Origin of the sequence: Okeania sp. SIO2C2, from assembly GCF_010692625.1 — a bacterium.
Lineage (GTDB): Bacteria > Cyanobacteriota > Cyanobacteriia > Cyanobacteriales > Microcoleaceae > Okeania > Okeania hirsuta.
In genome coordinates, this window is sequence record NZ_JAAHGM010000014.1 from 58,706 (window position 1) to 84,575 (window position 25,870).

Here is a 25,870-nt window from a genome sequence, read left to right on the forward strand (position 1 = left end):
CCTTCTGCCTTTAAGCCAAAATCTCTATATTTTATGTTAATGAAAACTACTATAAGGAGTTGCTGCAATGAAAGGAGAAAAAGTTGTTTGGGAAGAAGATTTACAGTCAACTTTTGCAGAGGAATATCAAGACCTATTGAATGTTGTCGGGTTTATTGAAGGTTTTGGTTTATTGTTTGTAGAATGTTCGCCTCCACAGGGAACGGAAATTATTGAAAAAATTCGGCAGGATATTCCCCAAGAAAGGGTAGAAGTTTTGCGTTTGGATAAGACCACTTATAATTTTTATAGTCTGGTAAAAGATTTGCCCAATTTAGCAGAGATTGATGTTTTATTTGTGACTGGTTTGGAATATTCTCTCTATCAATATGAGGAGGAGATGAAAGAAAGGGGTTGGGATAGTAATGAGATTATTTCTATTAGTAGAAGGGGAGTCCCTCCTGTTTTGATTAATTTGAATCAGCAGCGAGAAAGATTTAGGGATGATTTTGATATTTGCTTTGTGTTTCTGTTACCAAGATTTGCTGTAGATTACTTGATTAAACGTGCCCCAGATTTTTTTGATTGGCGTTCTGGGTTATTTCTGTTTCCTATGAATGAGGAATATTTACGACAGGAATGTTTAGAAGTTTGTGCAAAAGAATTAGATGATTATAAAGAGTTTACCTGGCAAGAGTGTAAGTATGTATGGTTGAGAATTAAAAGTTTGCTTGATGATCAGAGAGTTCCTGTTGAACAAAAAGCTAATTTGTTAGTTAGAAAGGCTTTATTGGATAGAAAGTTTCAGCACAATGAAGAAGCAATATTAGCTTGTGATGAAGCATTAAAAATTCAAGCCAATAATTATGAAGCTTGGAATAATAAAGGCAATGCACTGAGAAATTTAGAAAGATATGAACAGGCATTAGCTGCTTACGAAAAAGCTCTAGAAATTCAACCAGACTATTATTATACTTGGTATGGTAAAGGCGTTGCAATGTTTTATTTAGAAAAATATGAACAGGCATTAGCTGCTTTTGAAAAAGCTCTAGAAATTCAACCAGACTATTATTATGCTTGGTATGGTAAAGGCAATGCACTGAGAAATTTAGAAAGATATGAACAGGCAGTTGCTGCTTACGAAAAAGCTCTAGAAATTCGACCAGACTATTATTATGCTTGGTATGGTAAAGGCGTTGCACTGTTTTATTTAGAAAAATATGAACAGGCATTAGCTGCTTTTGAAAAAGCTCTAGAAATTCAACCAGACTATTATTATGCTTTGAGAAACAAAGGCATTGCATTAGAAAATTTAGAAAGATATGAACAGGCATTAGCTGCTTACGAAAAAGCTCTAGAAATTCGACCATACTCTCATTATGCTTGGCATAATAAAGGCATTGCACTGAGAAATTTAGAAAGATATGAACAGGCAGTTGCTGCTTACGAAAAAGCTCTAGAAATTCGACTAGACTATTATCATGCTTGGAGAAACAAAGGTGATACACTGAGAAATTTAGAAAGATATGAACAGGCAGTTGCTGCTTACGAAAAAGCTCTAGAAATTCGACCAGACTATTATCATGCTTGGTCTGGTAAAGGCATTGCATTAGAAAATTTAGAAAGATATGAACAGGCAGTTGCTGCTTACGAAAAAGCTCTAGAAATTCGACCAGACTATTATCATGCTTGGTCTGGCAAAGGCATTGCATTAGAAAATTTAGAAAGATATGAACAGGCACTTGCTGCTTTTGAAAAAGCTCTAGAAATTCGACCAGACTTTCATTATGCTTGGAATGGTAAAGGCATTGCATTAGAAAATTTAGAAAGATATGAACAGGCATTAGCTGCTTACGAAAAAGCTCTAGAAATTCGACCAGACTATTATCATACTTGGCATAATAAAGGCATTGCATTAGAAAATTTAGAAAGATATGAACAGGCATTAGCTGCTTACGAAAAAGCTCTAGAAATTCGACCAGACTATTATCATACTTGGCATAATAAAGGCATTGCATTAGAAAATTTAGAAAGATATGAACAGGCAGTTGCTGCTTACGAAAAAGCTCTAGAAATTCGACCAGACTCTCATTATGCTTGGTATAATAAAGGCATTGCATTAGAAAATTTAGAAAGATATGAACAGGCATTAGCTGCTTTTGAAAAAGCTCTAGAAATTCAACCAGACTTTCATTATGCTTGGTCTGGTAAGGGTAATACCTTTTTACAATTAAAACTGTATCAACAAGCAATAGCTGCTTTTGAAAAAGCTCTAGAAATTCAACCAGACGATGAAAATTATATTATTTACCTTGGCTTAGTTAAATATGAAATGGGAAAGATAGATGAAGCTATAAAAAACTGGCAAACTGCAATTGAAATAAATAACCAAAATGTAGAACTTCAATTAGCAATAGGAGTTGCATTGTATAAAAAAGGTGAAATTTCAGCAGGTTTAACAATAGCAGAAACAGCATTAAAATTAGACAAAAGTTGGGGAAACCTGCAACGGCTCAAAAAAGAAAATTGGAGCGATAAACTATTAGCAGATGCAGAAAAATTATTAGAAAATCCTCAGATAAAAATATTACTATCTCAGACAGTTGAAGAAGAAAGAAGCAAGAAGAAAGAAGCAAGAAGAAAAAATGGATGGGAACTCAAACCCCAACCAATTATAAACACCCTGTAGACGGCGGGGAATTAAACTCAAAATCAAAAGATAATTCCGCAACAAAAACTCAACAATAAACCATCAATCCCACATTCCGCACCACAAAATATAGCAACCGAAGAAGGAGTCAGGAGACAGCTATACTGGAGACAGAATTTTAGAAGAAAATTATAGCTGCCGTGATTGAGTCATCATCAGAGCAAGTATTTATGCGTAAATTTTTTACTCGGAAGATCGATGAACGAAAAAAGTATTGAGATGATTTGCATAGTATAAATACCTACCAAGCTGCAGATTCATATACTACTTTTAATGATACGCTCTTGAAGTTCCGAATGTGGGATCAATATTACTTGTTGAAAAAGGAAAAAGTAGTCGTAGGTTGGGTTAAACCAATTTGGGAAAAGAATGTTACGAATAATAAGAGCAATTAAAAGACTTTATAGGAGATGTCCATTGGATGAAAAAGATAAATTGTTACCTAATAAATAGTATCAAAGCTATTTATTCTGACTCGGTCCTCCTAACTTCCCCTCCTGGGAGGGGTTAGGGGTGGGTTGACTCCTAAGAAATAACCTAGTTATTTGTAGCAAATATTGATCAAGTTGGTATTAAACCACAGTGCAACTCAACACAAAATTCTATCTACATATTCTGTGCTGCGGATAAGTTCCGAATATCATACCTCAACCAAACCTACTAAAAGTTGGGGAAATCTGCAACGCCTCAAAAAAGGGTGGTGGTGCATAGTAATGGTAGAGAGTGTGTGGGGAGATGGGGACCCACCCCTCGCCCCTCCCCCTCCCTGGAGGGGAGTATGGGAGAAATTAAAAAATATATATCTTCAACCAAAACCCATGCAGGACTACCCAAAAAAGAACTGTGGGGAAATAAACTATTAGCAGATGCAGAAAAATTATTAGAAAATTCTCAGATATAGCAATGTGCGCTGGCATATTTACGAATTCCAGGAGGTGTCCAATAGTTAAAAGTCTTATATTATCGGCAATTTATTCCCTCTATTGCCTTCCGGAGCTGTTACCTGTTGCCTGCGCGCAGCACTATAAAAACTTTACCAAAAAATTGTGGTCTAAAGTCTCCCCTTTTAAGGGGATAAAAAAAGAGAATATTCCTGATGCCAAACCTCCTGATTGCAGAGTTACTGTTAACACAGTTCCTCCGTTAGGAGGCTAACTGATAACTGAAATGACCCACCGCCTTCTGTGGGATTGTACGTTACCCTCGCGCTCACACACCCTACTGAACTTCTGACTTATGAATTATAACTTCTGACTTCCGTGAAGAGCATGACGGAGGCTTTAGACCAAGCTTTTTGTTAAAAACTTGCATATACTTAAGTAGAATTAACTAAAAGACTCCTGATGATTGGCTAATATATAATACCCCACCGAATAAGTAAAAACATTAAATAGATATAAAATTTTAATATCATCTAGTCATCATGTCAACCCTCAGTCCTTGTGAACCAAAATATCTAGAACTCAAAAACAGTCTAATCCAAATACGAGACCTAGAAGCCGCCGTCTCCATACTAAACTGGGACCAAACCACCTATATGCCCACCGGAGGCACTTCTGCCAGAGGACGACAAATAGCCACTCTCAAAGAACTTGCCCATGAAAAATTTACCGACCCATCCATAGGTCAACTCCTCCAAGACCTCCGCCCTTACGAACAAAGCCTCCCCTACGACTCCACCGAAGCTAGCCTGATCCGTGTTACTCGCCGAGACTACGAGCGCGCCATCCGAGTCCCTTCAGAATTCATGGCCAAATTTTGCCAACATCAAGCTACCGCCTACGAAGCATGGGTCAAAGCCAAATCTCTCAAAAACTTTTCCCTAGTACAACCATATTTAGAAAAAACATTAGACCTAAGTCGAGAACTAGCTTGCTTTTTCCCTCACAAACATATTGCCGATCCTCTCATTGACTTTGTAGACGAAGGCATGACAGTTTCCATACTTCGCCCTCTGTTTCGCGAACTACGCCAAAAATTATTACCCATAGTAGAAGCCATTACCTCCGGCCCACCTATCAATGATTTTTACCTCCGCCAATATTATCCAAAAGAACAACAACTTAAATTTGGACGTACTGTGACAAAGCATATTGGCTTCGACTTTCAAAGAGGCCGACAAGACGAAACGCCCCACCCCTTTACTTCTAGCTTTTCAATTGGGGATGTTCGTATTACCACTCGCGTGTATGAAAATAACTGTACCGAAGCTCTATTCAGTACAGTCCACGAAGTAGGCCATGCTCTCTATGAGCAAGGTATTGCCCTAGAATTAGAGGGAACGCCCCTTGCTGAAGGAACCTCAAGCGGTATCCATGAAAGTCAATCCCGATTATGGGAAAATATGGTAGCTCGTAGTCGATGCTTTTGGGAATGTTTTTATCCCCAACTACAGGGTATTTTTCTCAAACAGCTTAGTTGTGTTTCTGTTTCAGAATTTTATCAGGCTATTAATAAGGTTGTTAAGTCACTCATTCGTACTGATGCTGACGAAGTAACCTACAATCTCCATGTAATGATTCGATTCGATCTAGAGTTGGCCATGTTAGAAGGGAAATTAGCTGTTTGTGACCTTCCCGAAGCCTGGAATGAACGCTATAAAAAAGATTTAGGTATAGTTCCTGCTAATGATAGTGAGGGAGTTATGCAAGATGTGCATTGGTATGGTGAAATGATTGGCGGAATGTTTCAAGGCTATACTTTAGGTAATTTAATTGCGGCTCAAGTTTATGAAACTGCAGTGAAATTTAATCCAGAAGTTACTGTTGCTATTGAACGGGGTAATTTTACTCTTTTACATCAATGGTTAAAGCATAATATTTATCAACATGGTCGCAAATATACTGCGAAAGAATTAATTGACAGAGTAACAGGTAAACCTTTAAGTATTGACCCATTTATTCGTTACATTCAAAATAAGTATAGTGATATATATTCTGTTAAATTAGCTCTTGTTGCTTGAGGGAAAGCAAATTTAAAATAAGGAATTGAAGTTAAAATTATTTTGGAAATAATCGAAATATAGCAATTCCCAAAAAGAGTGAGGTACGCGCATTCGTTTGCTTTAGGCAACAGGCAACAGGCAACAGGCAACAGGGAAGAAAGTTGAAGAAGGAGACAGGAGACAGGAGACAGGAGACAGGAGGAAAATTACATGGGGATAGTCAACGACCTGCCGCTCCGCGTCTACGCTCCCCCAAGTAATGCGTGAACACCCCCGTTGACGGTGGGGTATTAAACCCACAAAGAAAATGATAAAAGTACCTCACGCTTACTGAGAAACGCTATATTTTCTACAGTTCCTTGTTGCCACTTCAATTATCAGTTATCAATTATCAGTATCTCCTGTAATAGGAAGGCTTGAAAATACGGAATTCTCTTTTCTCTTGGTCTCATGGATATGGCGTTCCCTTCGGGACCCGAGGGAAGGGGAGACTTGAGATGTTATTTTTTGTTCAAAAAAATATAGCGTTTCTCAGCCTAATGAGGTGCACCTATCTTTAATTTGTCTTCTGTTTCCTGTTCTCTGTTCCCAGATCCGGTGTTCCCTAAAAACAACGAATGCGCGTACCTCGCGCTTCTTGGGAATTGCTATAGCGTTTCTCAAATTAGTGAGATACAGTTGTTTTTCTTTTTTTCCGTCCCCTTTTTCTCGAATTACTACTCCCTACTCCCTAACACAAACGAATTTTGTACCTCACTCCTTATGGGAATTGTTATATACAAATAAGAAATAATAATTTTGGATATTAGTATAAAAGATGTTAATATTATTTAGGGCTTGCTGATTAAATCTAAAAGGATTGACATATTAAAGACAAGTGCCTTTTTGGGGTCTTTAAAAAGTACCTGGTATCACGTCTAAAACGCTCAAAAAGTTAGTATTTTAGGCGCATAGTTGGGCCGAAAAATCAAGGGACAAAACTTAGCTCCTACTTCTTCTAAATTCCCATTTCTCCTCTCTCCTGTCTCCTGTCTCCTGTCTCCTACCCCACCAAAAAGACTTTATTCAGCAAACCCTAATTATAGAGTTATGATTAAATTTTTATTCCCGCTCAATTTCAGCTAAAACTAGAACCGCAAACATCAGCAAAGTTATTGGAGAGAGACCAGGATTTTCAAACCAAAACTAAGTAATCATCACAATAATATTATTATGCGTATCCCTACTATTACTGCTCTATTAAGTTTAGTAGCTCTGTTTACTTTTACTCAAGGCAAAGCTGTTGCTTCCAAGAAAACAGAATCTTTAGTAACAGAAAAAGAAGAAGATTTAACTAGCAACTCTAATTTAGAGACTTCCACTTCTGGTGAAAAAAATACTAACAAAAATAAACTGTGGCAAAGACAGAAAAATCACAACTTTCGGATACCCTTTATTGGTGGAAATATCAGATTTTTAGGTAAACCTGCTCAACCTGAATTATTCTCTAAACCATTCTATTCAGGTGCACCTCAAAAACAGAATAATCAAAAGAATATATCACAGGGTTCTCGAGGTGCAGAAGTCTGGGCAGTACAAAGACGTTTGCAAGCTAGAGGTTTCGACCCTGGAGCTGTAGATAGTGTGTTTGGTACTCGCACTAAAGAAGCAGTAAAAGCTTTTCAAAAGTCTGTGGGTTTAAGTGTAACAGGTATAGTTAATCAAGCTACTTGGACATCTCTGGGTAAACCCTCATTTGCCTCTCGTCAACCCACTCAAAGAGAAAAACCATCAATCTCAAGGCAAAACCCACCCATCCAAATAGAAAAGATATTAGCAAAAGGAGACAAGGGGTCTAAAGTTAAAACCTTACAAATTCGTCTAGAAACAATGGGTTTTAACCCGGGTCCAATTGATGGTTTTTTTGGAAGAAAAACCGCAGGGGCAGTTAAAGAATTTCAAAAATATAAAGGAATTAAGGTTAGTGGTATAGTGGATCGAAAGACTTGGGAAGCTTTCAGCGAGAAGTAAAATACTCAAACTTTTACTGTCTTGCAATAGACTGCTTATCTAACCATAATTTTATCAAAAATATGCCCACTTTATATAAAGCAATCAGCGAAAAACTAAAAATTGCTGATTGCTTTGTTTTATGTATGAATTTATTAAGTAGGTAGGTAAAATGATTTTTATATTTACAACTAATACCAAATCGTATTTACTAAAGCAATATTTTAAAAAATTAAGGTATGTGCCTAGAGAGGACTTGAGTATAGAAATAATTAGTAGCTAATAACTGAATTTTACATCAAAAATACAATATATTGCAGGTTTATGATGTACAGATTATCCAATTATGATTTTAATAAATGAATATTATTATTCTACCGTTAGACATTACTTACTTGAAAAGTACTGTATTTTATTTTCTGTTCCCTACTTACAAATATTAAATTCATTTGGCACAAGTACTTACTTTTTCTGTTCTAAATTAGTGGTAAACAATTAATAATTCACAATTAACAATTACCTTAACATGAAAACTATAGAATTGAATAAAATGATTTTTTTCTGTTCTCTTGGTCGATTGGATATGGCGAGGAGACCCGAAGAGTGTAGAGCAGCTCCGCTTTTTCCTAGGTCATGCTAGCCAAATATGTCGGCGATCGCTTTAGCTACTGGGACTTTAGCAAAAAATCAATTAAAAATAGCCTTGAATCCTTACTGTGTAATTCTTTAACGTCAAAATAGCCTATTTATTGATATATCTAAGTTTTCCTGCGGAATGCTACGCAAAGAGCCATTTTTAACCTGTTGATGTATTTTCCTTGCTAATGTTGAATTTGAAGCCATTTTCACCGTCAACAATATCAAAGTCCCGCTACTCTGTAAGAGCTGATTTTTAAACTTAGCTAAAACCCTTATTTCATCTAACTCTCAGGGATTTAGGTATGATTGGGCTATAACTCCAAAAACCTTTGTATTGCAAGGAATTCAGCCTCTTAATATTTACTTGATAAATCAGCTCTAAAACCCGAAGTCATGCATGGAAAATCCATTTTAGGGATTATTTTATTCTTGCTGACCCTGACATTAACTATTTTACATGGGTCACTAACAGATAAATATATACAAAATCATCAATTATCAAATCAGATAAAAAAAGGTACAATACAGCAAATTTCTAATTTAGACTTAGAAAATTCTTACTTTTATCAATCCCCAGAATTACAGTTTATAGAACCCCAAAATTTCCATAATACTCAAACTGTTATTCCTAGAAAAAATCAATCCAGACTGAAAAATATATCAACTTCCCCATCTCAACCTACCTATGAAATAATTGACATCTTGTGGATATTACTTTGCTCTGGGTTAGTATTTATCATGCAACCTGGATTTATGTGTTTAGAGTCAGGACTCACCAGGTCAAAAAATAGTATTAATGTTGCTATTAAAAACTTCACTGATTTTGGTATTTCAGTTGCCTGCTTTTGGAGTTTTGGATTTGCCTTCATGTTTGGGTCTTCATCTTCTGGAATAATTGGCCATAGTAAATTTTTCCTGGCAACCAATCTACAACCTTTTGACGCAGCCTTCTTTTTATTTCAAGCAATGTTTTGTGGCACAGCTACGACTATCGTTTCTGGTGCAGTAGCTGAACGCATGAAGTTTGCCTCCTATCTATTTGTCGCCTTCCTAGTTTCAGGTCTGGTCTATCCCATATTTGGTCATTGGGTTTGGAATGGAGTTGACACTGGTATATTAACAGGTTGGCTTGGACGTAATGGTTTTGTGGACTTCGCAGGTTCGAGTGTTGTCCATAGTATTGGTGGGTGGGTGTCTCTCGCGACTATATTAATCATTGGTCCTCGAACAGGTAGATTTCCTCCTGGTCGTCCACCAGAAAAAATTCATGGTTCTAATTTACCCCTATCAGTTTTGGGAGCAATGCTGATTTGGTTTGGTTGGTTTGGGTTTAATGGTGGTAGTACCCTGGAATTCAACGAACAAGTAGCAGGGGTTATTGTTAATACAGTTCTTGCGAGTGTAGGAGGAATGTTAACTACTCTTGGTATAACTTGGTATATCAGGACAATACCCAGTGTTGAGGGACTGATTAATGGTACTCTTTCTGGTTTAGTTGGCATTACAGCAGCTTGTCATGCTGTTACAGCTTTTTCTGCCATTTTCATTGGTGTTATTGCTGCCATAGTCACTATGTTGGTAGAGCAAGCTTTAGAAAAAATTCGAGTCGATGATGCTGTTGGAGCTATTCCAGTTCACCTTGGTGGAGGTATTTGGGGAACATTAGCAGTAGCTTTTTTTGGGAAGGCGGAGGTTTTAGATACTGGTCTTGGTTTTAGCCAACAATTGACTGTTCAGTTATTAGGAATTTTTTCAGCTTTTCTATTAGGATTTTGTTTGGTATATCCAATTTTATTCATTACAAATAAACTTCATTCATTCCGAGTTTCACAAGCAGATGAACATATCGGTTTAAATGTTTCGGAGCATCGGGCTAAAACAGAAATATTAGATTTATTTAGAGTAATGGATTCTCAAGCTCGTACACAAGATTTAAGTTTGCGAGTGCCTGTAGAACCTTTTACAGAAGTAGGTCAAATTGCAAATCGTTACAATCAGGTAATGGATATTTTGGAGGAAGTTACTGCGAGAAATGATGCCATTATCAAAGTAGCAACAGATGCAATTATTACTTTTACTAACCCAGAGCTTGAGATTATTAGTATAAATCCTAGTGCCTCGGCAATTTTTGGCTATGAAAATCAAGACTTAATAGGGAGGTCTATTTATCAAATATTTGACTTTACTATTAATCCATTGACTATGGAAAAAATGGATACCAAACATTTATTAACTGAAGTAGAAGAATTAACTGTAGAAACATTAAAACTATGGATTAATCCAGATTTGATATTTTATCAAAGTTTAGAAATTAAAAATTATTGTTATGTGTTTGATTTGCAAGATATTCAACCGGAAAATTGGCAATCTTTTTTCCCTAGCTTTTTGCATTTACTAGAGGAAAATTTAGTAGATATTCAAACAGAGTCGGAGCTACAAAAAAAAAGCGATAAACAACATTATTATATAGAACAACTGATATCTAAAATTGCTGACAGTGGGAACCTTTACGAATTAGTTGGTATCCGTGCAGATGGTTCCCTATTTCCCATGGAAATTGCACTCAGAGAAGCAAAATTTAATCAAAAAACTTTCTACACAGGAACTTTTAGAGATATTACAGATAGAAAGGAATCAGAAATAAAGCTCAAGGAAAATGAGCAAAGATTTCGGAGTTTATCTAGAGCTACCTTTGAAGGGATTATGATTCAGGAACAAGGAAAAATTGTAGAAATAAATATCGCTGCTGCCCAAATGTTTAGATATGAATTATCAGAAATGATTGGAATGAATACCTTTGATTTAATAACCCCAGAATATCAGGATTTCGTATTAGAAAAAATTGCTTCTGGATATGAAAAACCTTATGAAGTAGTTGGAGTAAGAAAGGATGAGTCTACTTTTCCTTTAGAAATAGAGGCTAAAATATTTTTTTATCGTGGTAATAAAAATAGAGTAGCGGCCTTAAGAGATATTACTGAAAGGAAACTAGCAGAGGCAGCATTGCGGGAAAGTGAGGAAAGATTTAGATCTGTAATGGAACAAGCTGCAGATGCTTTTATTATCTATGAAATGAATGGCAAAATTGTTGATGTTAATCAAAGTACCTGTAAAAGTTTGGGATATAAACGTGAAGAATTATTGAATTTATATATAGAAGATATTGAGGTAAATTTTTTATCAGAAAAGATGTCTGAAAAGTGGCAAAATTTAATTCCTGGTACACCAATGACTATAGAGGGAATTCATCGTCGCAAAAATCGTACAACTTTTCCAGTAGAGATACGTTTGGGTTTATTAAAAGCAGGGAATGGTAAATTAATATTGGCTCTTTGTCGTGATATAACTGAGCGTAAAAAAGCAGAAGCAGCTTTGCTCCTAGAACAGGAAAAGTCAGAAAAATTGTTGTTAAATATTCTGCCGAAACCTATTGCTGATAGATTGAAAGAAGGTGATAGTACAATTGCAGAAGGATTCGCAGAAGTTACAGTTTTATTTGCAGATTTAGTGGGGTTTACTGAATTAGCAGGTCGTGCTACTCCTCAAAGATTAGTTTATTGGTTGAATGAGATTTTTTCTAGGTTTGATTTACTCGCAGAAAAATATGGTTTGGAGAAAATTAAAACTATTGGAGATGCTTATATGGTCGTGGGTGGGTTGCCAGACCCAATGGAAAATCATGCTGAGGCGATCGCTCTAATGGCTATAGATATGTTAGAGGAAGTAGCCCATTTTGCTGATGAACAGGAACAAAACTTTAATATTCGTATTGGTATAAATACTGGCCCAGTCGTCGCTGGTGTCATTGGACGTAAAAAATTTATATACGATTTATGGGGTGATACTGTAAATATTGCTAGTCGTATGGAGTCTCACGGTATACCAGGTTTGATTCAAGTAACACAAGAAACTTATCAGATTTTACAGCACAAATTTTTATTTAAGGAACGGGGACTTATTAATATTAAGGGCAAAGGTTACATGAAGGCTTATATTTTGCGGGAGAAAAAAAAGTTATAGCAAGGAAAGAGTTGCTTAGGACAGAGATTGATAATGAACCTGAGACGCCAGAAATGCTTTTTCCACTGTTCCCTGTTCCCTCCTTTATAGAACCCCTAAGTGTATCTTTAAATTTTCTCTTTTTTGTCAGTCAGGCGATCGCCAATCATCCAAAAGTAGTTTCACCCCTCAAAATTAGACAAGAAGGGAAAACTATAGATTTAACTTATCACCTTAGTAATTAAAATTATTTATTTTAATCAAACAAGTTCCGATTTTCCCCAAATTATTACAAAATATTTCACGCACTTGCGTTATTTCAGGCATTTGGTATCATAGTTTGTACATAAAGTATTGTGCCAATATTGTGTTTAAAAGTAAAAGATTCTGGATTGAATCAAGCTACAAGCAAGTATTTACGTTAATATCATCCAGAATATTTACATTTTTGGCATTGGTGAATAATCTCAAAACGATAAATTTTAGACAAGCAGAAATGCTTAAAGTTTTTATGGCTATTGACAGAGAACAAGTTAATAGAGTAATAAGTTGCGACAGGCTTTTATAGTCCTAAGTTCATAATTTTTCAGTTTCCAGCAACCCTTATAGTTGTTAGGCTGGGTGAAAACGGCTTTCTGTCAGCCTTTGTATTTCAAGAAAAGAACCCATTTGGGTTCTATAATAAAAAATTGTCAGTCATTGTAAAAATTTCTGATTTGTGTGTTATATTAAAATTATGCGGATGTGGCGGAATTGGTAGACGCGCTAGATTTAGGTTCTAGTTTCTTCGGAAGTGGGGGTTCAAGTCCCTTCATCCGCATTGAATTTAAGAAGTAAGAAGGAAGAAGTAAGAAGGAAGAAGGCTGAAAAGTCTGAAAAAAAACTTGGATTTCCTCATGTTTAATCTAAGTTGAGAAAAACGAACCTGCTAATTAATTATAGAAAATTCAGGTACAGAAATAACTCTACGTCACTTTCTAGAAATATCAGACTTAAGATACTGTTAAAGATGCTCCATTATCACTAGGTTTGAGCTTCAACAAAAAAGGAACAGCTTTCTTTACCCAAGACTGCACAGGAGTACAGGAGTTTGCTGCCTCCCCAAAACAAATATCTAACATCTCAGTATGAATAACTCCAGGGTTGAGAGGAATAGCGGCCATTCCTGACGGTAATTCTTGGGCTAAACTACGGGTCAAACCTTCAATTGCCCATTTTGAAGCACAATAAGGTCCCATTTGTGGAGAAGTAGAACGTCCCCACCCAGAACTAAAATTAACAATTATTCCACTCTTTCTAGAAATCATAGCGGGGAGAAAATGACGCATCACATTTGCCACACCCTTAATATTAATATCAATTAATTGGGAAAATTCCTCACTATCAACTTCCCAAACAGACCCTGGTTGATTAATTATAGCGGCATTATTTATTAATAAATCTGGCGGTGAATAATGACTTAATGTTTTAGTTACCCACTCTCGCACATAATTTTCATCTGCTACATTCACAGAAGTAAACTGATGTGGATTACCATATTTAGTAGTTAATTTTTCAACAGCAGATGCAGAACGAGCACAACCAATAATAGTATGACCTAATCTAATAAATTCATCGGTCATAGCTCTACCTAAACCACGACTAACTCCTGTAATAACAATGACCTTTTTCATCGGGTATATATATTTTTTTACTTAGCTCTTATTATAATTAAATTCTGTTCTAATTGAAGAAGGAAGAATTCATTAATTGATAATGGATAATTGATAATTACCTCTGGTTAAAACCGTTACGGAATTGAACATAAGGAAATATTATTTCTTATTTTGGGCGATTGGATATGCTTAGGAAACCCATCCATCCCACCCTTCGGGAAGCTCCGAATATCGACCGCTTTTTTACCCTTAAAAGGGTCGGCTTTAAACCAGAATTATTCAATTATTAATTATTAATTATTCGGTAAGAAGGAAGAAGTAAGAAGCAAGAAGGAAAAAATGTATAGGGATAGTCTTCGACACGCCACTTCCTGTCTACAAACCCCAACCAATTGCAAACACGGTGTAGACTGCGGTTCAACAATTATTGAAGAAGGAGACAGGAGACAGGAGACAGGAGACAGGAGGAAAATTACATGGGGATTCTAACCCCAAGTAATTTTGAACACCCCCGTTGACGGTGGGGTATTAAACCCACAAAGAAAATGATAATTAACAATTAAAAATTACCTCTTATTTTCAAGGAGAGGATTGAATAAAAGGAATTTTTGTTCTTTTTTTTTTCTTTAAAGGAGAGGCTTTAAACCTTAATTATTCGGTAATTCAACCCAAAATAAAGGGTGCATCTCAATTTTGAATAAAGCCAAAAAATTATCGCTTTTAGGCAACAGCTCCGAAAGGCAACAGGCAACAGGGAATAGATAAGAAAAAAGTATTTTTACAAATATTGAGATGCACCCAAAATAAAAAAATAACAATAATAAAACTAGATAATAATTTTATAATGTTAGCCATTGACGAACAACAATTATCAGCCTGGATAGAAACAGCATTAACTCAAACAAAATTAGGTACTTTACCTACTTATATTCCTTCACTTGCTGAAGCTAACCCTAATAATTTTGCCATAGTTTTACAAAGTATTGAAAATCCGATTATCTCATTAGGTAATGTAGAAATAAAATTGCCTCTAATGAGTACAATTAAACCTTTTTTACTCTTGTATTTATTATGTGAGTTTGGTAGTGATTTTGTATTTAAAAGAGTGGGAATAGAACCTTCAGAAAAGCATTTCAATTCTTTAGAACAACTGGAAATTGATGGGGGATGGCCAAGAAATCCAATGATTAATAGTGGAGCGATCGCTTTATCATCGTTACTACCAGGAAATACTGCTCAAGAGCGCTGTGAAAATTTTTGTTCTTGGCTTAACAAGTATGGAAAATGTCAATTATTTTTAGATACAAATATATTAACTTCTGTTAGGTCTTTACCTAATCATAATAATCAAGCTATAGCTGAAAAATTGGTAGAAGCGGGTTATATTCAAAACTCGAAAATTGCTCTAGATACTTATAATCAAATTTGTTGTTTATCTGGCACAATTTTTGATTTTGCTAATCTAGGAATGTTGTTAGTAAAATATCCTTACTCTAAGTGGAAAAAACACTGTTGTGCAGTTAAAGCGCTAATGACTACCTGTGGTTTGTATGAAGCATCAAGTTGTTATGCTGTAAAAATAGGAATTCCAATTAAGTCTGGTGTAAGTGGAATTGTTTTGGGAGTAGTTCCTAGTACAGGAATAATTGTTTGCTATAGTCCTCCTCTAGATAAACAAGGAAATTCTGTAGTAGGTTTATTTCTCTTAGAGCTAATTTCTCAAAATTTACATTTAAGTGTCTTTTACTAATAAAAGTGTAATTAATGTCAGTTCGGATTAAGAGCAGTTATTTAACCTGGAATAATCTGAAACTATATAATAATGTTGAGCGAATCGGTAGAATTAGCAACTATAGAATCAGGCTTTTAATTTATCCTGAATTCAGGTTAATTAGTTTTTCGTAAATAAAAAAATGAATCTATTTATGACCGAGTACCTTATTAATCTAGTATAATTTTGCTTTTATCTAATTTCAATATATAGATAAAAGACCAAATTATATTCAATCTTAAAGCTTTATTCTATAAGCTTTTTTCGACTAAAATATCAGTACATTTTTTGACAGTAAGTTTCATCGAAATATATCATGCAGGTAGAGGAGTAAATTTTTATTACCTAAAACTCTAAGTTTTGTCTCTCATTGAACTGAAAAAGACTATATATAGCAATCCTACAGCGGTTTTCCTGCACGGTAGACCACAGTAGAGACGTTCCATGGAACATCTCTACAGAGCGCGTGATTATGACGATGTGGTTCATCAATATGAAAAGCGCTGTAAATCATTCTTGTTGAAGAGGCAAGAAGCAAGAAGGAAAAAGGAAAAAGTAGATGGGGACTCAAACTCCAAGCAATTAGAGTTGTTGGGAAATAAAAATTGAACAATGCTCAAAGGCTTATTCTATAAGGTTTTCAGTATCTTAGGACTGAAAAACGCTATAAACTTTGACTAATAAGGGTTTTAGCCATTTTTTTAGCTTAATTCCCAACAACTCTATTATAAACACTGTGTAGAAGGCAGGGTATTAAACCCAAAAGAAAAAAAATAATTTTATTGCTTCGGTGTTTCTCATTCCCTAAAGTCTACAATATCTCACAACTCAAATAAGATTGCTGTATATCAACCAACTCACTCCAACAAGCCCGGTCTAGAAAAGCGAAAAAGCTTATACTTAAAGTGCTAATTGCTGTATATCAATTAATTTAGAGTTTGAATATTCATCTTGAGACGCTCCCTGTAATCAAATAATTTTTCAACAATAAAAACTCTCCAATTATCTTACTTTGTTTCTTATGCCCTCAAGGATTTAATTCACTGTTAATATTTTCAATCTAAATCCTGAATAAATCTTTGCTTAATTGATTAACTTTCAATTTTTCGAGCAACTTATTGGCAAATTAAGTGGTACAAAATTCATAACAATTAGAGTTAGATTCTATTTCTGGGGATAAAATTCTGATACAACCCTGTTTATAAAGAAACTGGTCACTATATTTAGGATTCACATTGGCAATGATATTAAACCTTGCCATTATTGCCATTAACTCAGATTTTTTTATAGGTTTGCTTATATAGCCATTATCCCCTTGTTTCATTGCCCAATATACATCAACTTCTTTGTTTTTACTAGATAAAAAAACTACAGGTATATTCATAATTTTAGGTTCTGATTTAATTTGACGACAAACTGAATAGCCATTCATTTTTGGCATAATAATGTCTAAAAGCACTAAATCAGGATGTTCTAGTTTGATTTTTTCTAGTGCTTCTAAACCATCACTTGCCAGTATAATATTTAATCCCATCTTAGTAAGAAAGTGTGAACCGAGTTTTCTGACAATTTCGCAGTCATCTACGATTAAGACTGTTTTTTTTACCATGATTATATAGTGAAGCTAATGTATAGTTACCAAACTTAATTGAGGTGTAGATTTAGCACCCATGAATAGGGTTATTTAATACTTGCACTCCTGACTGTTTTCCCAATTGCAGAATGTTAAATTAATCGATTCAGTTAATAATGAAACTTTTAACTAAGAGAAGATTAATATTATTAACCTAGTTTCATGATTTTTTGGTAGAGCATACAATCGTATCTACCTGTAATTATAATACACCTTTTAGATAGAAAATCAGAAGTTTTAGAACTGATTTATAAAGTAAATATTAAGAAGCTGAATTTCTGATTGTAGGCCAGTAAAGTAGAAATTTATGAGACCTAGATAGCATAAGAGTTTTCCTGCGGAATGCTGCGCAAACAGCTCAGTTAATAAATCAGGTCTTACCGAAGTTTGTGAAGTACAGTAAGCATTCAGCATTCAGTTATAGCAATGTGCGCTGGCATATTTACAAATTACAGTAACTGTCCAATAGCTAAAAGCCTGATATTATCGGTTTTTTATTCCCCCAGATGAGCTGTTGCCAGATGAGCTGTTGCCTGCGCACAGCGCTATGCTGCGCAAATACCTCAGTTAATAAATCAGATCTTACCGAAGTTTGTGAAGTACAGTAAGCATTCAGCATTCAGTTATAGCAATGTGCGCTGGCATATTTACAAATTACAGTAACTGTCCAATAGCTAAAAGCCTGATATTATCGGTTTTTTATTCCCCCAGATGAGCTGTTGCCAGATGAGCTGTTGCCAGATGAGCTGTTGCCTGCGCACAGCGCTATATTAGAAGTCAGCCATAAAAATGAAAGACGAATTTGGCACATTAGTCAATATAATTCTTGGTGAAAAAATATAGAGGTAGTCCTATAGGTATTATTTATAGCAATAGCCAGAGCGGTTAAGACATAGACTGATGAATCTTAAACTAGGCAATGTTTTTCCCACTGTTCTCAGATTCGGTTTTCCCTGTTCCCTGTTATAGTTTGATGTATTTTTATCCAGACTTTCAATTATCATTCAGTCTCTGAATACTGATTTAAACTTAATTTCGCCAAAAGCTATCATCAGTTAAGAGTTAATAAATGATAGCTAAATACCGATAAATTACATTCTTTCTAAAACAGAAATAATGATAGCTGAATACCGATAAATTACATTCTTTCTAAAACAGAAATTCCCAGCAAAGATAATCCCAACTTTAGAGTTCTGGCTGTCAAGTAACACAACAATAATCTAGAAGTACGCAAAGGTTCTTCTGAAGTTAACACTGGGCAATTCTCAAAAAATTGATTAAACTTTCCACTCAATTCATATAAATATTCACAAAGACGATTAGGCAACAGTTCAACAGCTACCATATTTAACACTTCATTCAACAACAATAGATGTTTTCCTAGCACTAGTTCTTGCTCATATTTCAAGATAATTTTGCCATTCTGTCTCAACTTTTCAAACTCAATTTCTCCCTTCCGAGCAATTCCTTGAACCCGCACATAAGCATATAATAAATAAGGAGCAGTATTTCCATTCAAAGCCAACATTTTATCGAAACTAAAAACATAATTACTATTCCGATTTTGACTCAAATCTGCATACTTAACCGCACTTAAACCAACAACTTTAGCTATATTTTCAATAAACTCATCACTCTCCGAACGATTCTCCTCTTCCAGCCTCTTTTTTAAATCATTCCGCGCCCGATTTATAGCCTCATCTAATAACTCTTTTAACCTGACAGTTTCCCCAGAACGAGTCTTTAACTTCTTCCCATCTTCTCCTAATACCAAACCAAAAGAAACATGAACAACTTCCACATTTTCTGGAATCCAACCAGCACGTTTTGCCACTTGCCAAACTTGAGCAAAATGATTAGCTTGACCAGCATCCGTAACGTAAATTAATCGCTTTGCACCCTCTTTTTCAATCCGATGACATAAAGCAGCTAAATCAGTAGTTGCATAATTATAACCACCATCAGATTTTTGTACAATTAATGGTAAACGCTCGCCTTCCTTATTAGTAAATCCCTCCAAAAATACACATTGAGCACCATTATTTTCCTCCAATAAACTTAACTTATTTAATTCTTCCACAACCCCAGGCAACATAGAATTATAAAAAGATTCTCCCCGCTCATTTAACTCAATATCAAGTAAGTCATAAATAACTTGAAATTCCCGGCGAGATTGATTACATAAAAGTTGCCAAGCATAACGACTATCCTCTGCACCCGCTTGCAAATTTACTACTTCTTCCCTCGATTTTTCCTTAAAAATTTCATCCTCATCAAACCTTTTTTTTGCCTTCCGATAAAAAGCAACTAAATCTCCTATATCTAAAACATCAGCAGTTTTTAAAGCTTCTGGAAAAGCTTCTCGTAAATAAGTAATTAACATTCCAAACTGAGTACCCCAGTCTCCCACATGATTTAACCTAAGTACATCATGTCCCTGAAATTCTAGAACCCTTGCCAAAGAATCTCCAATAATTGTTGAACGTAAATGTCCAACGTGCATTTCTTTCGCAATATTGGGACTAGAAAAATCAATGACAACTCGCTGTGGATTTTTTGTCGGGGGAATATTAAGTCGTTCATTTTTGATAATCTGTTGTAAATTAACTTCTATATATTCTGGTTTGAGGGTAATATTGATAAATCCTGGTCCAGCAATTTCTGGAGGCTTACATATATCGGTAATATCAAGCTTTTCGATAATTTTAGTAGCGATCGCCCTTGGTTTATCCTTTAATTTCTTAGCTAAAGACATTGCTACGTTACATTGATAATCTCCAAATTTGGGATTACTAGCTGGAACGACCATTGGATCTGTATTGGCTAAATCTTGACCAAAAGCAGCAACTATAGCTTTGTCGAATTTACTTTTGAGTTGTTCAAGAGTAGAGTTAATCATTATGTTTAATGTTGAAGATTTTAAACTTTTATAGATAATAACTTTCTGCTGTGGAAAAAAGTACTGATATCTGATAGACTCATTCTGAATATTTAAGTAGGTAGGTAAAATCATTTGTAGATTTACTACTCATACAAAATATGCCAGACTAGGGTGATTTTCAAAAAAATTGAAATTTAGGTAATTAGGGGATAATAAATAGATTTAGTATTCAGATATATTTTCTGTTCCCAGATTTAGTATTTTATACCTCGATTAAATGTTAAATTAATTTGGCACAGAGACTTATCTAATCCAATTAATTTTTCTTGGCAGCTAGTATTTCAGATGTAGCATAAGTGTAGTTATTAAATCTATATGGATTCTGGATGTAGAATCTCCAATTTGACTTGAGATATTTAGATTAGCAATAATTATCTTATAGTTTTGTAATTTTAATAATGAATATAAAAAAATTATAAGCGTACCATTTTAAGAAATGTTAAGATGGTAGGTAATAATACTTGAGGACATTAATTATGTTATCTAAGCCGACTTTTGACGATCATTCCCTAAGCGAATCTTTTTATCAAGCACTCATTAATCATTTCTATGAATCTTTAAGTCTTTCCACTCAATCCTTATTAGGTGAATGTAGTTTTGGCTTTGCTCCCGACTCCCTTGGAGTCAAAACTTTTTTTGTTATCGCTCCTTCTATATTAGATGCAGATCGACTAATTCAAGATATTGACAGTATCAAAAATCGAGTAATTTCTTTAATGGGAGGAGTAGGCAAACTTGCTATTTGTGTCAATCCATTGAAAGAGCAAGAAGATACTAATTCTCAGAATCACGAAGAGGAAACATTTGGAGACTGTCTTGATCAAACCCAAGAATTTTTACCACAGTATATGATGTGTAAAATTTTTCCTATTGATAAAAATCTAGATTGATTTTTCTATCCATCTTCATACTTCATACCATTTATTTTTCTTTTTTGTAAGTACACTTGAAACCTCTTCTACAGAAACGCACTGTATTTATATTTGAAAAATTAAGTGTTGCTTTATGGAGAAATGGTCTAAGAATAAGCAACAAGTAATGTTGTTAAAACAGTGGTTCTAAATCAACAAAATTATCCACAGAAAAAACTGCATCATAATTTAATTAAACGCTTAGTTAATCGTGAAAATTGATTTAGAGCCAACAATGTATTTTCTTAATACATCATTTTATGACAGATAATTCCCTATCCATTTGATCAAAGAAAAAAATTTATATATTTTCCTATACATACTCTGTTCCTTAGCTTCATAACTAGCATACGAAAAACTGGATTGAGTATAATTTTCTCTGAGGGAGTAGTTAAAAATTTTGTCATATTTCATATTACTATTTATTATTATCGCAATTTCCAAGAAGCGTGATTTACAAAATTCTTTGGTTTTAGGGAGTAGGGAGTAGTAATTAGGGAAATGAGGTTGCACATTATCGAATGATATTGCCAAAAATTAGTTTAGACTTTGACTAAAAAAACCTAATATTAATCATTCCAGCAATTCTCAAATCCAAAATCAAATTCAATCAAAAATCTCAAAAGAAAGAAAGAAATAAATAAATAAATAAAGAGAAATAAAGAAGAATAATTTTTGATAAATATTTCTGAGTCAAGACTTAAGCATAAGTTTTTTCTACGACCTCGATCAATAATTTCCAGAAGGATTATTCAAAACTCTTAACCAACAAAAAAATAGTTGATAGAAACGATATTCACATCAGAGCAATAAAAAAAAATAATCTACCTATCAATACAGAATAAGAGTAGTATTTTTTTCTATGGAGTCCTCCTTTTTCCCTCTTCCCTTGCCAAAAAACTATTAAAAAACTAAGACATAAAGAAATTCCTTCCTAAAGCCTAGAAATGCTCATTGAAAACTTAATATTAACTACGATGACACTAAAATCTAGAACTCAAAACTTAGAACAAACCTAACATGGTAGAACTAACACCTAATCCTTCATTTAGTCTAACAATTCGCCTCGAAACTCCTAACCACACCGGAATGTTGGCCAGCGTTACCCAAGCCATCGCATCAGAAGGAGGCAATATAGGCCACATTAACTTACTAGAGCAAAGTCGCCAAATTACACTCAGAGAAATTACAGTCGATGCCTATAGTACCGAACATTCGGAGAAAATCGTCCAAGCGGTTAAAGCATTAACAGAAATAAAAGTAGTTGATGTCTACGACCGCACCTTCAATTTACATCGTGGTGGTAAAATAACAGTTCAAGGTAAGATACCATTAAAGTCTCAATCTGACCTATCAATGGCCTATACCCCAGGAGTAGGCAGAATATCTAAAGCAATTGCAGAAGACCCCGAACAAATCTATAAACTCACTATTAAACAAAATACAGTTGCCATTGTTACAGATGGTAGTGCAGTTTTAGGATTAGGTAATTTAGGCCCAGGAGGAGCTTTACCAGTAATGGAAGGTAAGGCAATGCTATTTAAAGAATTTGCTGGAGTAGATGCTTTTCCGGTCTGTCTCGCTACTCAAGACACTGATGCTATTATCGAAACAGTTAAAAATATTGCTCCTGTATTTGGAGGAGTAAACTTAGAAGATATTGCTGCCCCCCGTTGTTTTGAAATAGAAGCCAAACTACGCCAAATATTAGACATTCCAGTATTTCATGATGACCAACACGGTACTGCAATAGTTAGTTTAGCTGCATTGATTAATGCTTTAAAGTTGGTCAAAAAATCTATAGAAGATATTCGTATTGTAATTAATGGAGCTGGTGCTGCAGGAATAGCGATCGCTCGTTTGTTACGCAAAGCAGGAACTAAGACAATCTGGTTATGTGACTCTAAAGGTATAGTATCAAAAGGTCGTACAGGTTTAAACCCAGAAAAACAAGAATTTGCTGTTGAGTCTTCAGGTACTCTAGCAGATGCTTTAGTAGACGCTGATGTATTTTTAGGTGTGAGTGCTCCAGGGGTTGTTACTCCAGAAATGGTCCGCTCTATGGCTAAAGACCCTATAGTATTTGCTATGGCTAATCCTATTCCGGAAATACAACCAGAATTAATTACAGGGGATGTGGCAGTCATGGCCACAGGTCGCAGTGATTACCCAAATCAAATTAATAATGTTTTGGCATTTCCCGGTATATTTCGCGGTGCTTTAGACTGTCGAGCCACTACTCTAACATCTACAATGTATTTAGAAGCTGCTAGAGCGATCGCCTCATTAGTCAAAGCTTCAGATCTAGACAGAGAACATATTATTCCTTCGGTCTTTGATACTAGGGTAGCTACTGCTGTAGCAGGAGCAGTTGCCCATGCTGCTCGCCAAGAAGGAGTAAGCATTTAAAAGCTTTTGGATTTTTAAAATATAAATATCTTTAAGAACTAAACATATCGCTATCTGTGCCAAATAGTGAGTAGTGAGACCCCAGGGTCTCATTTTTTCTTGAATTTTTTTTGATTATTTTTTTTCAGAAAGTTACCAATAGTAGTACCAATTTGATCAATATTTGCTGCAAATAACTAGGTTATTTTTGAGGAATCAGTGGTAGGGGAACCGTCGGATTGGCGACGTACAGAATGAATAGCTTTGATACCATTTACTAGGTCAGAATTTATCTTTGTATTCCAAAGGACATCTCCTGTCAAGTCTTTTAACTGCTCTGATTATTCATAACATTCTTTTTCCACCCTTGATATAAAGTGTGATTTATCAAAAAATTAAATATTGTAGAACAGTTTCAAACCTATCCCAATCTGAAAAAATATAAAATATAACAGGGAACAGTGGGAAAAACATTTCCCCTTATTTCGATTCATCTCATCATCACTCTATGCCCTAACCTACCTGTTTATTGCTTGCTATATATCAAAATAAATAAATCAAATCATCAATGGTAACTACAAAAAAGATTCGTCGGAAAACTCGTAAAGTTCCAATATTTGAAAGAATGATGGCATTTTTAGCCCTAGTAAATTTTATTCTAGTGCTATTTAACATCAGCTATATTACCTTTCGTGATTTTTATTTTGAGCAAATCCCAATGCTCACAAAAAGATACGACCCAATAAAGGGAATTGAATCTAATAGAGATACAGAAAAATACTTAGATCATTTGGAAGAACTGGAAACGAAAATACCTCAAGGTGCTGATTCTTTAATAGTACAAGAAGAGTTGGCAGAATTACGAGAACTTAGCATAGAAATGATCGATCAAAATCCTTTCGCAGTTGCCCACAAAAGTGGCTCTTTAGAAAAAATAAAAAATAGAATAAGGGATAGAATTCCTAATTCAGAAGATTCTGCAAAAGAATCATTTCAAACCTTCTGGAGTCAAGAATACTTAACAAAAAATGGATGGATTGAAGAACTGGAATGGTTTGAAACAGAAATCAAACCATTAATTGCTAAAAACTATTATCGTGGCATCGGTGAAAGTGGAGGACTAGCTGATTATTTTGGCATAATCGACCTACCATTTATAATTATATTTGGTATTGAATTTCTAGGCAGAACATTTTTAATTAGTCGTCGTTATCCTAGCGTGAATTGGCCAGAAGCGATGCTCTGGCGTTGGTACGATATTTTTCTACTATTACCATTTCTACAGTTTTTACGGATAATTTCTCTAACAATTCGCCTCAATGATGCTCAAATTATAGACCTAGAAACAATTAGGGCACAAGCTAGTCGAGGTTTTCTTGCTTCTATTGCTCAAGAACTAACAGAAGTAGTAATAATACAAGTAATTAATCAAGTGCAAAAAGATGTCAAAACAGGAGAATTAGCAAAGCAAATATTTTCCTCTCAACAAAAAACTTATATCGATCTAAATAACATTAATGAAATCGAAGCGATCGCTACTAGATTAGTGCAAGTAACTGTCTGCAAAGTAATACCTCAATTACAAGCAGATATAGAAGCTCTAATTCGTTACAATGTAGAAAAAATAATTGAAGAATTACCAGTTTTTCATAGATTTCAGCAAATACCAGGAGCTGAAAATTTAGCAAACCAACTATCAGAAAGATTAATTAAAGAATTATCCAATATTGCTACCGAAGGACCCCAAAATGCTTATGAAACAATTAAAATAGCAATGGCAGATCCAGTAGGAACAAAATTATCTAACCAGCTAGTTCAAAACTTCGGTAAAGCACTAAGTACAGAATTACAACAAGAACACACATTAGAAGAACTTCAATCCTTAGCATCAGCTTTTCTTGAAGAAGTAAAAATTAACTATGTGATGCGAATGAGCGAGGAAGATGTCGAAAAAATTCTAGAACAAACCAGACAACTACAGCTTAAAGCTAATCAACCCCAAAATAATATAAGCTAATACCGTTTCACGGAAGTCAAAAGTCAAAAGTCAAAAGTTAAAAGTCAAAAGTTAAAAGTAAGATTTAATAGACAGAAAACTTTGACGTTTAAAGTATTGAAACGTATTATTTGACATGATAACTTTGAAACTATTTGTGACATCCTTAAAGTGAAATGGTATAAAAAGTTAATTGCAATCGGAGAAAAAATTAACTTGCTTCTCAACAAAAAATATGATATACTAATGAATTAATAGTTTAATAGAGCTAATTTAGTAGGGAAAACCTATCCCAATTCTCAACTTGTAAAATGA

15 protein-coding genes and 1 tRNA gene are annotated in these 25,870 nt (G+C 34.7%); 13 read left to right on the forward strand and 3 right to left on the reverse strand.

From position 1 onward, the window contains the following. Positions 1-67: 67 nt before the first annotated feature. From F6K18_RS13955 to F6K18_RS13985, 7 genes are all read left to right on the forward strand, one after another. On the forward strand, positions 68-2,668 hold the full coding sequence (locus F6K18_RS13955; RefSeq protein ID WP_287521628.1) for a tetratricopeptide repeat protein: 2,601 nt from the start codon (positions 68-70) through the stop codon (positions 2,666-2,668). Positions 2,669-3,356: 688 nt separating this feature from the next. Beyond that, positions 3,357-3,590, forward strand: a complete 234-nt coding sequence (locus F6K18_RS13960; RefSeq protein ID WP_287521630.1) for a hypothetical protein — start codon at positions 3,357-3,359, stop codon at positions 3,588-3,590. Between the two features lie 522 nt (positions 3,591-4,112). Continuing rightward, positions 4,113-5,651, forward strand: a complete 1,539-nt coding sequence (locus F6K18_RS13965; protein ID WP_287521632.1) for a carboxypeptidase M32 — start codon at positions 4,113-4,115, stop codon at positions 5,649-5,651. A 1,194-nt stretch (positions 5,652-6,845) separates the two neighbouring features. Further along, positions 6,846-7,643, forward strand: a complete 798-nt coding sequence (locus F6K18_RS13970) for a peptidoglycan-binding protein (RefSeq protein ID WP_287521634.1) — start codon at positions 6,846-6,848, stop codon at positions 7,641-7,643. A 1,047-nt stretch (positions 7,644-8,690) separates the two neighbouring features. After that, positions 8,691-12,281 (forward strand): ammonium transporter, encoded by a 3,591-nt coding sequence (gene amt, locus F6K18_RS13975; RefSeq protein WP_353735076.1) that lies wholly within the window; start codon positions 8,691-8,693, stop codon positions 12,279-12,281. A gap of 53 nt (positions 12,282-12,334) precedes the next feature. Next, positions 12,335-12,505, forward strand: a complete 171-nt coding sequence (locus F6K18_RS13980; protein ID WP_287521635.1) for a hypothetical protein — start codon at positions 12,335-12,337, stop codon at positions 12,503-12,505. A 493-nt stretch (positions 12,506-12,998) separates the two neighbouring features. Continuing rightward, positions 12,999-13,080 (forward strand) — tRNA-Leu (locus F6K18_RS13985). Positions 13,081-13,252: 172 nt separating this feature from the next. Here the strand turns inward: F6K18_RS13985 and F6K18_RS13990 are convergent. Then, positions 13,253-13,933 carry an SDR family oxidoreductase gene (locus F6K18_RS13990; protein WP_287521637.1) on the reverse strand — a complete coding sequence of 227 codons (681 nt, stop codon included), beginning with the start codon at positions 13,931-13,933 and terminating at the stop codon, positions 13,253-13,255. A 321-nt stretch (positions 13,934-14,254) separates the two neighbouring features. Here F6K18_RS13990 and F6K18_RS13995 point away from each other — a divergent pair, with 321 nt between their 5' ends. The 3 genes from F6K18_RS13995 (at position 14,255) to F6K18_RS14005 (ending at position 16,295) form a co-directional block, all read left to right on the forward strand. Beyond that, complete coding sequence (locus F6K18_RS13995) at positions 14,255-14,404, forward strand: hypothetical protein (RefSeq protein ID WP_287521639.1); 150 nt, start codon at positions 14,255-14,257, stop codon at positions 14,402-14,404. 355 nt (positions 14,405-14,759) lie between these two features. Continuing rightward, entirely contained in the window at positions 14,760-15,665 is a 906-nt protein-coding gene (locus tag F6K18_RS14000; RefSeq protein ID WP_287521641.1) for a glutaminase, read from the forward strand. A 465-nt stretch (positions 15,666-16,130) separates the two neighbouring features. Continuing rightward, positions 16,131-16,295: a hypothetical protein gene (locus F6K18_RS14005; RefSeq protein WP_287521643.1), complete on the forward strand. Its 165-nt coding sequence runs from the start codon at positions 16,131-16,133 to the stop codon at positions 16,293-16,295. Positions 16,296-16,812: 517 nt separating this feature from the next. Here F6K18_RS14005 and F6K18_RS14010 read toward each other — a convergent pair. Both F6K18_RS14010 and argS read right to left on the reverse strand, forming a co-directional pair. Beyond that, complete coding sequence (locus F6K18_RS14010; RefSeq protein WP_287521645.1) at positions 16,813-17,295, reverse strand: PleD family two-component system response regulator; 483 nt, start codon at positions 17,293-17,295, stop codon at positions 16,813-16,815. A gap of 1,162 nt (positions 17,296-18,457) precedes the next feature. Then, positions 18,458-20,215, reverse strand: coding sequence for an arginine--tRNA ligase (argS, locus tag F6K18_RS14015; protein WP_287521856.1), 1,758 nt, complete (start codon positions 20,213-20,215; stop codon positions 18,458-18,460). Between the two features lie 521 nt (positions 20,216-20,736). Here argS and F6K18_RS14020 point away from each other — a divergent pair. The 3 genes from F6K18_RS14020 to F6K18_RS14030 all read left to right on the forward strand — a co-directional run bounded on the left by F6K18_RS14020 (position 20,737) and on the right by F6K18_RS14030 (position 25,576). Next, positions 20,737-21,150: a hypothetical protein gene (locus F6K18_RS14020; protein WP_287521646.1), complete on the forward strand. Its 414-nt coding sequence runs from the start codon at positions 20,737-20,739 to the stop codon at positions 21,148-21,150. Positions 21,151-22,191: 1,041 nt separating this feature from the next. Next, positions 22,192-23,580 carry a malic enzyme-like NAD(P)-binding protein gene (locus tag F6K18_RS14025; protein ID WP_287521647.1) on the forward strand — a complete coding sequence of 463 codons (1,389 nt, stop codon included), beginning with the start codon at positions 22,192-22,194 and terminating at the stop codon, positions 23,578-23,580. A gap of 547 nt (positions 23,581-24,127) precedes the next feature. Next, complete coding sequence (locus tag F6K18_RS14030) at positions 24,128-25,576, forward strand: hypothetical protein (RefSeq protein WP_287521648.1); 1,449 nt, start codon at positions 24,128-24,130, stop codon at positions 25,574-25,576. Positions 25,577-25,870 lie beyond the last annotated feature (294 nt).

What these genes read in the sequence shown, in the direction of transcription:
- F6K18_RS13955 (WP_287521628.1), top strand. Translation starts at nt 68, where the DNA reads ATGAAAGGAGAAAAAGTTGTTTGGGAAGAAGATTTACAGTCAACTTTT.
- F6K18_RS13965 (WP_287521632.1), top strand. Translation starts at nt 4,113, where the DNA reads ATGTCAACCCTCAGTCCTTGTGAACCAAAATATCTAGAACTCAAAAAC.
- F6K18_RS13970 (WP_287521634.1), top strand. Translation starts at nt 6,846, where the DNA reads ATGCGTATCCCTACTATTACTGCTCTATTAAGTTTAGTAGCTCTGTTT.
- F6K18_RS13980 (WP_287521635.1), top strand. Translation starts at nt 12,335, where the DNA reads ATGCTTTTTCCACTGTTCCCTGTTCCCTCCTTTATAGAACCCCTAAGT.
- F6K18_RS13990 (WP_287521637.1), bottom strand. Translation starts at nt 13,933, where the DNA reads ATGAAAAAGGTCATTGTTATTACAGGAGTTAGTCGTGGTTTAGGTAGA.
- F6K18_RS13995 (WP_287521639.1), top strand. Translation starts at nt 14,255, where the DNA reads ATGTATAGGGATAGTCTTCGACACGCCACTTCCTGTCTACAAACCCCA.
- F6K18_RS14000 (WP_287521641.1), top strand. Translation starts at nt 14,760, where the DNA reads ATGTTAGCCATTGACGAACAACAATTATCAGCCTGGATAGAAACAGCA.
- F6K18_RS14005 (WP_287521643.1), top strand. Translation starts at nt 16,131, where the DNA reads ATGGAACATCTCTACAGAGCGCGTGATTATGACGATGTGGTTCATCAA.
- F6K18_RS14010 (WP_287521645.1), bottom strand. Translation starts at nt 17,295, where the DNA reads ATGGTAAAAAAAACAGTCTTAATCGTAGATGACTGCGAAATTGTCAGA.
- F6K18_RS14020 (WP_287521646.1), top strand. Translation starts at nt 20,737, where the DNA reads ATGTTATCTAAGCCGACTTTTGACGATCATTCCCTAAGCGAATCTTTT.
- F6K18_RS14025 (WP_287521647.1), top strand. Translation starts at nt 22,192, where the DNA reads ATGGTAGAACTAACACCTAATCCTTCATTTAGTCTAACAATTCGCCTC.
- F6K18_RS14030 (WP_287521648.1), top strand. Translation starts at nt 24,128, where the DNA reads ATGGTAACTACAAAAAAGATTCGTCGGAAAACTCGTAAAGTTCCAATA.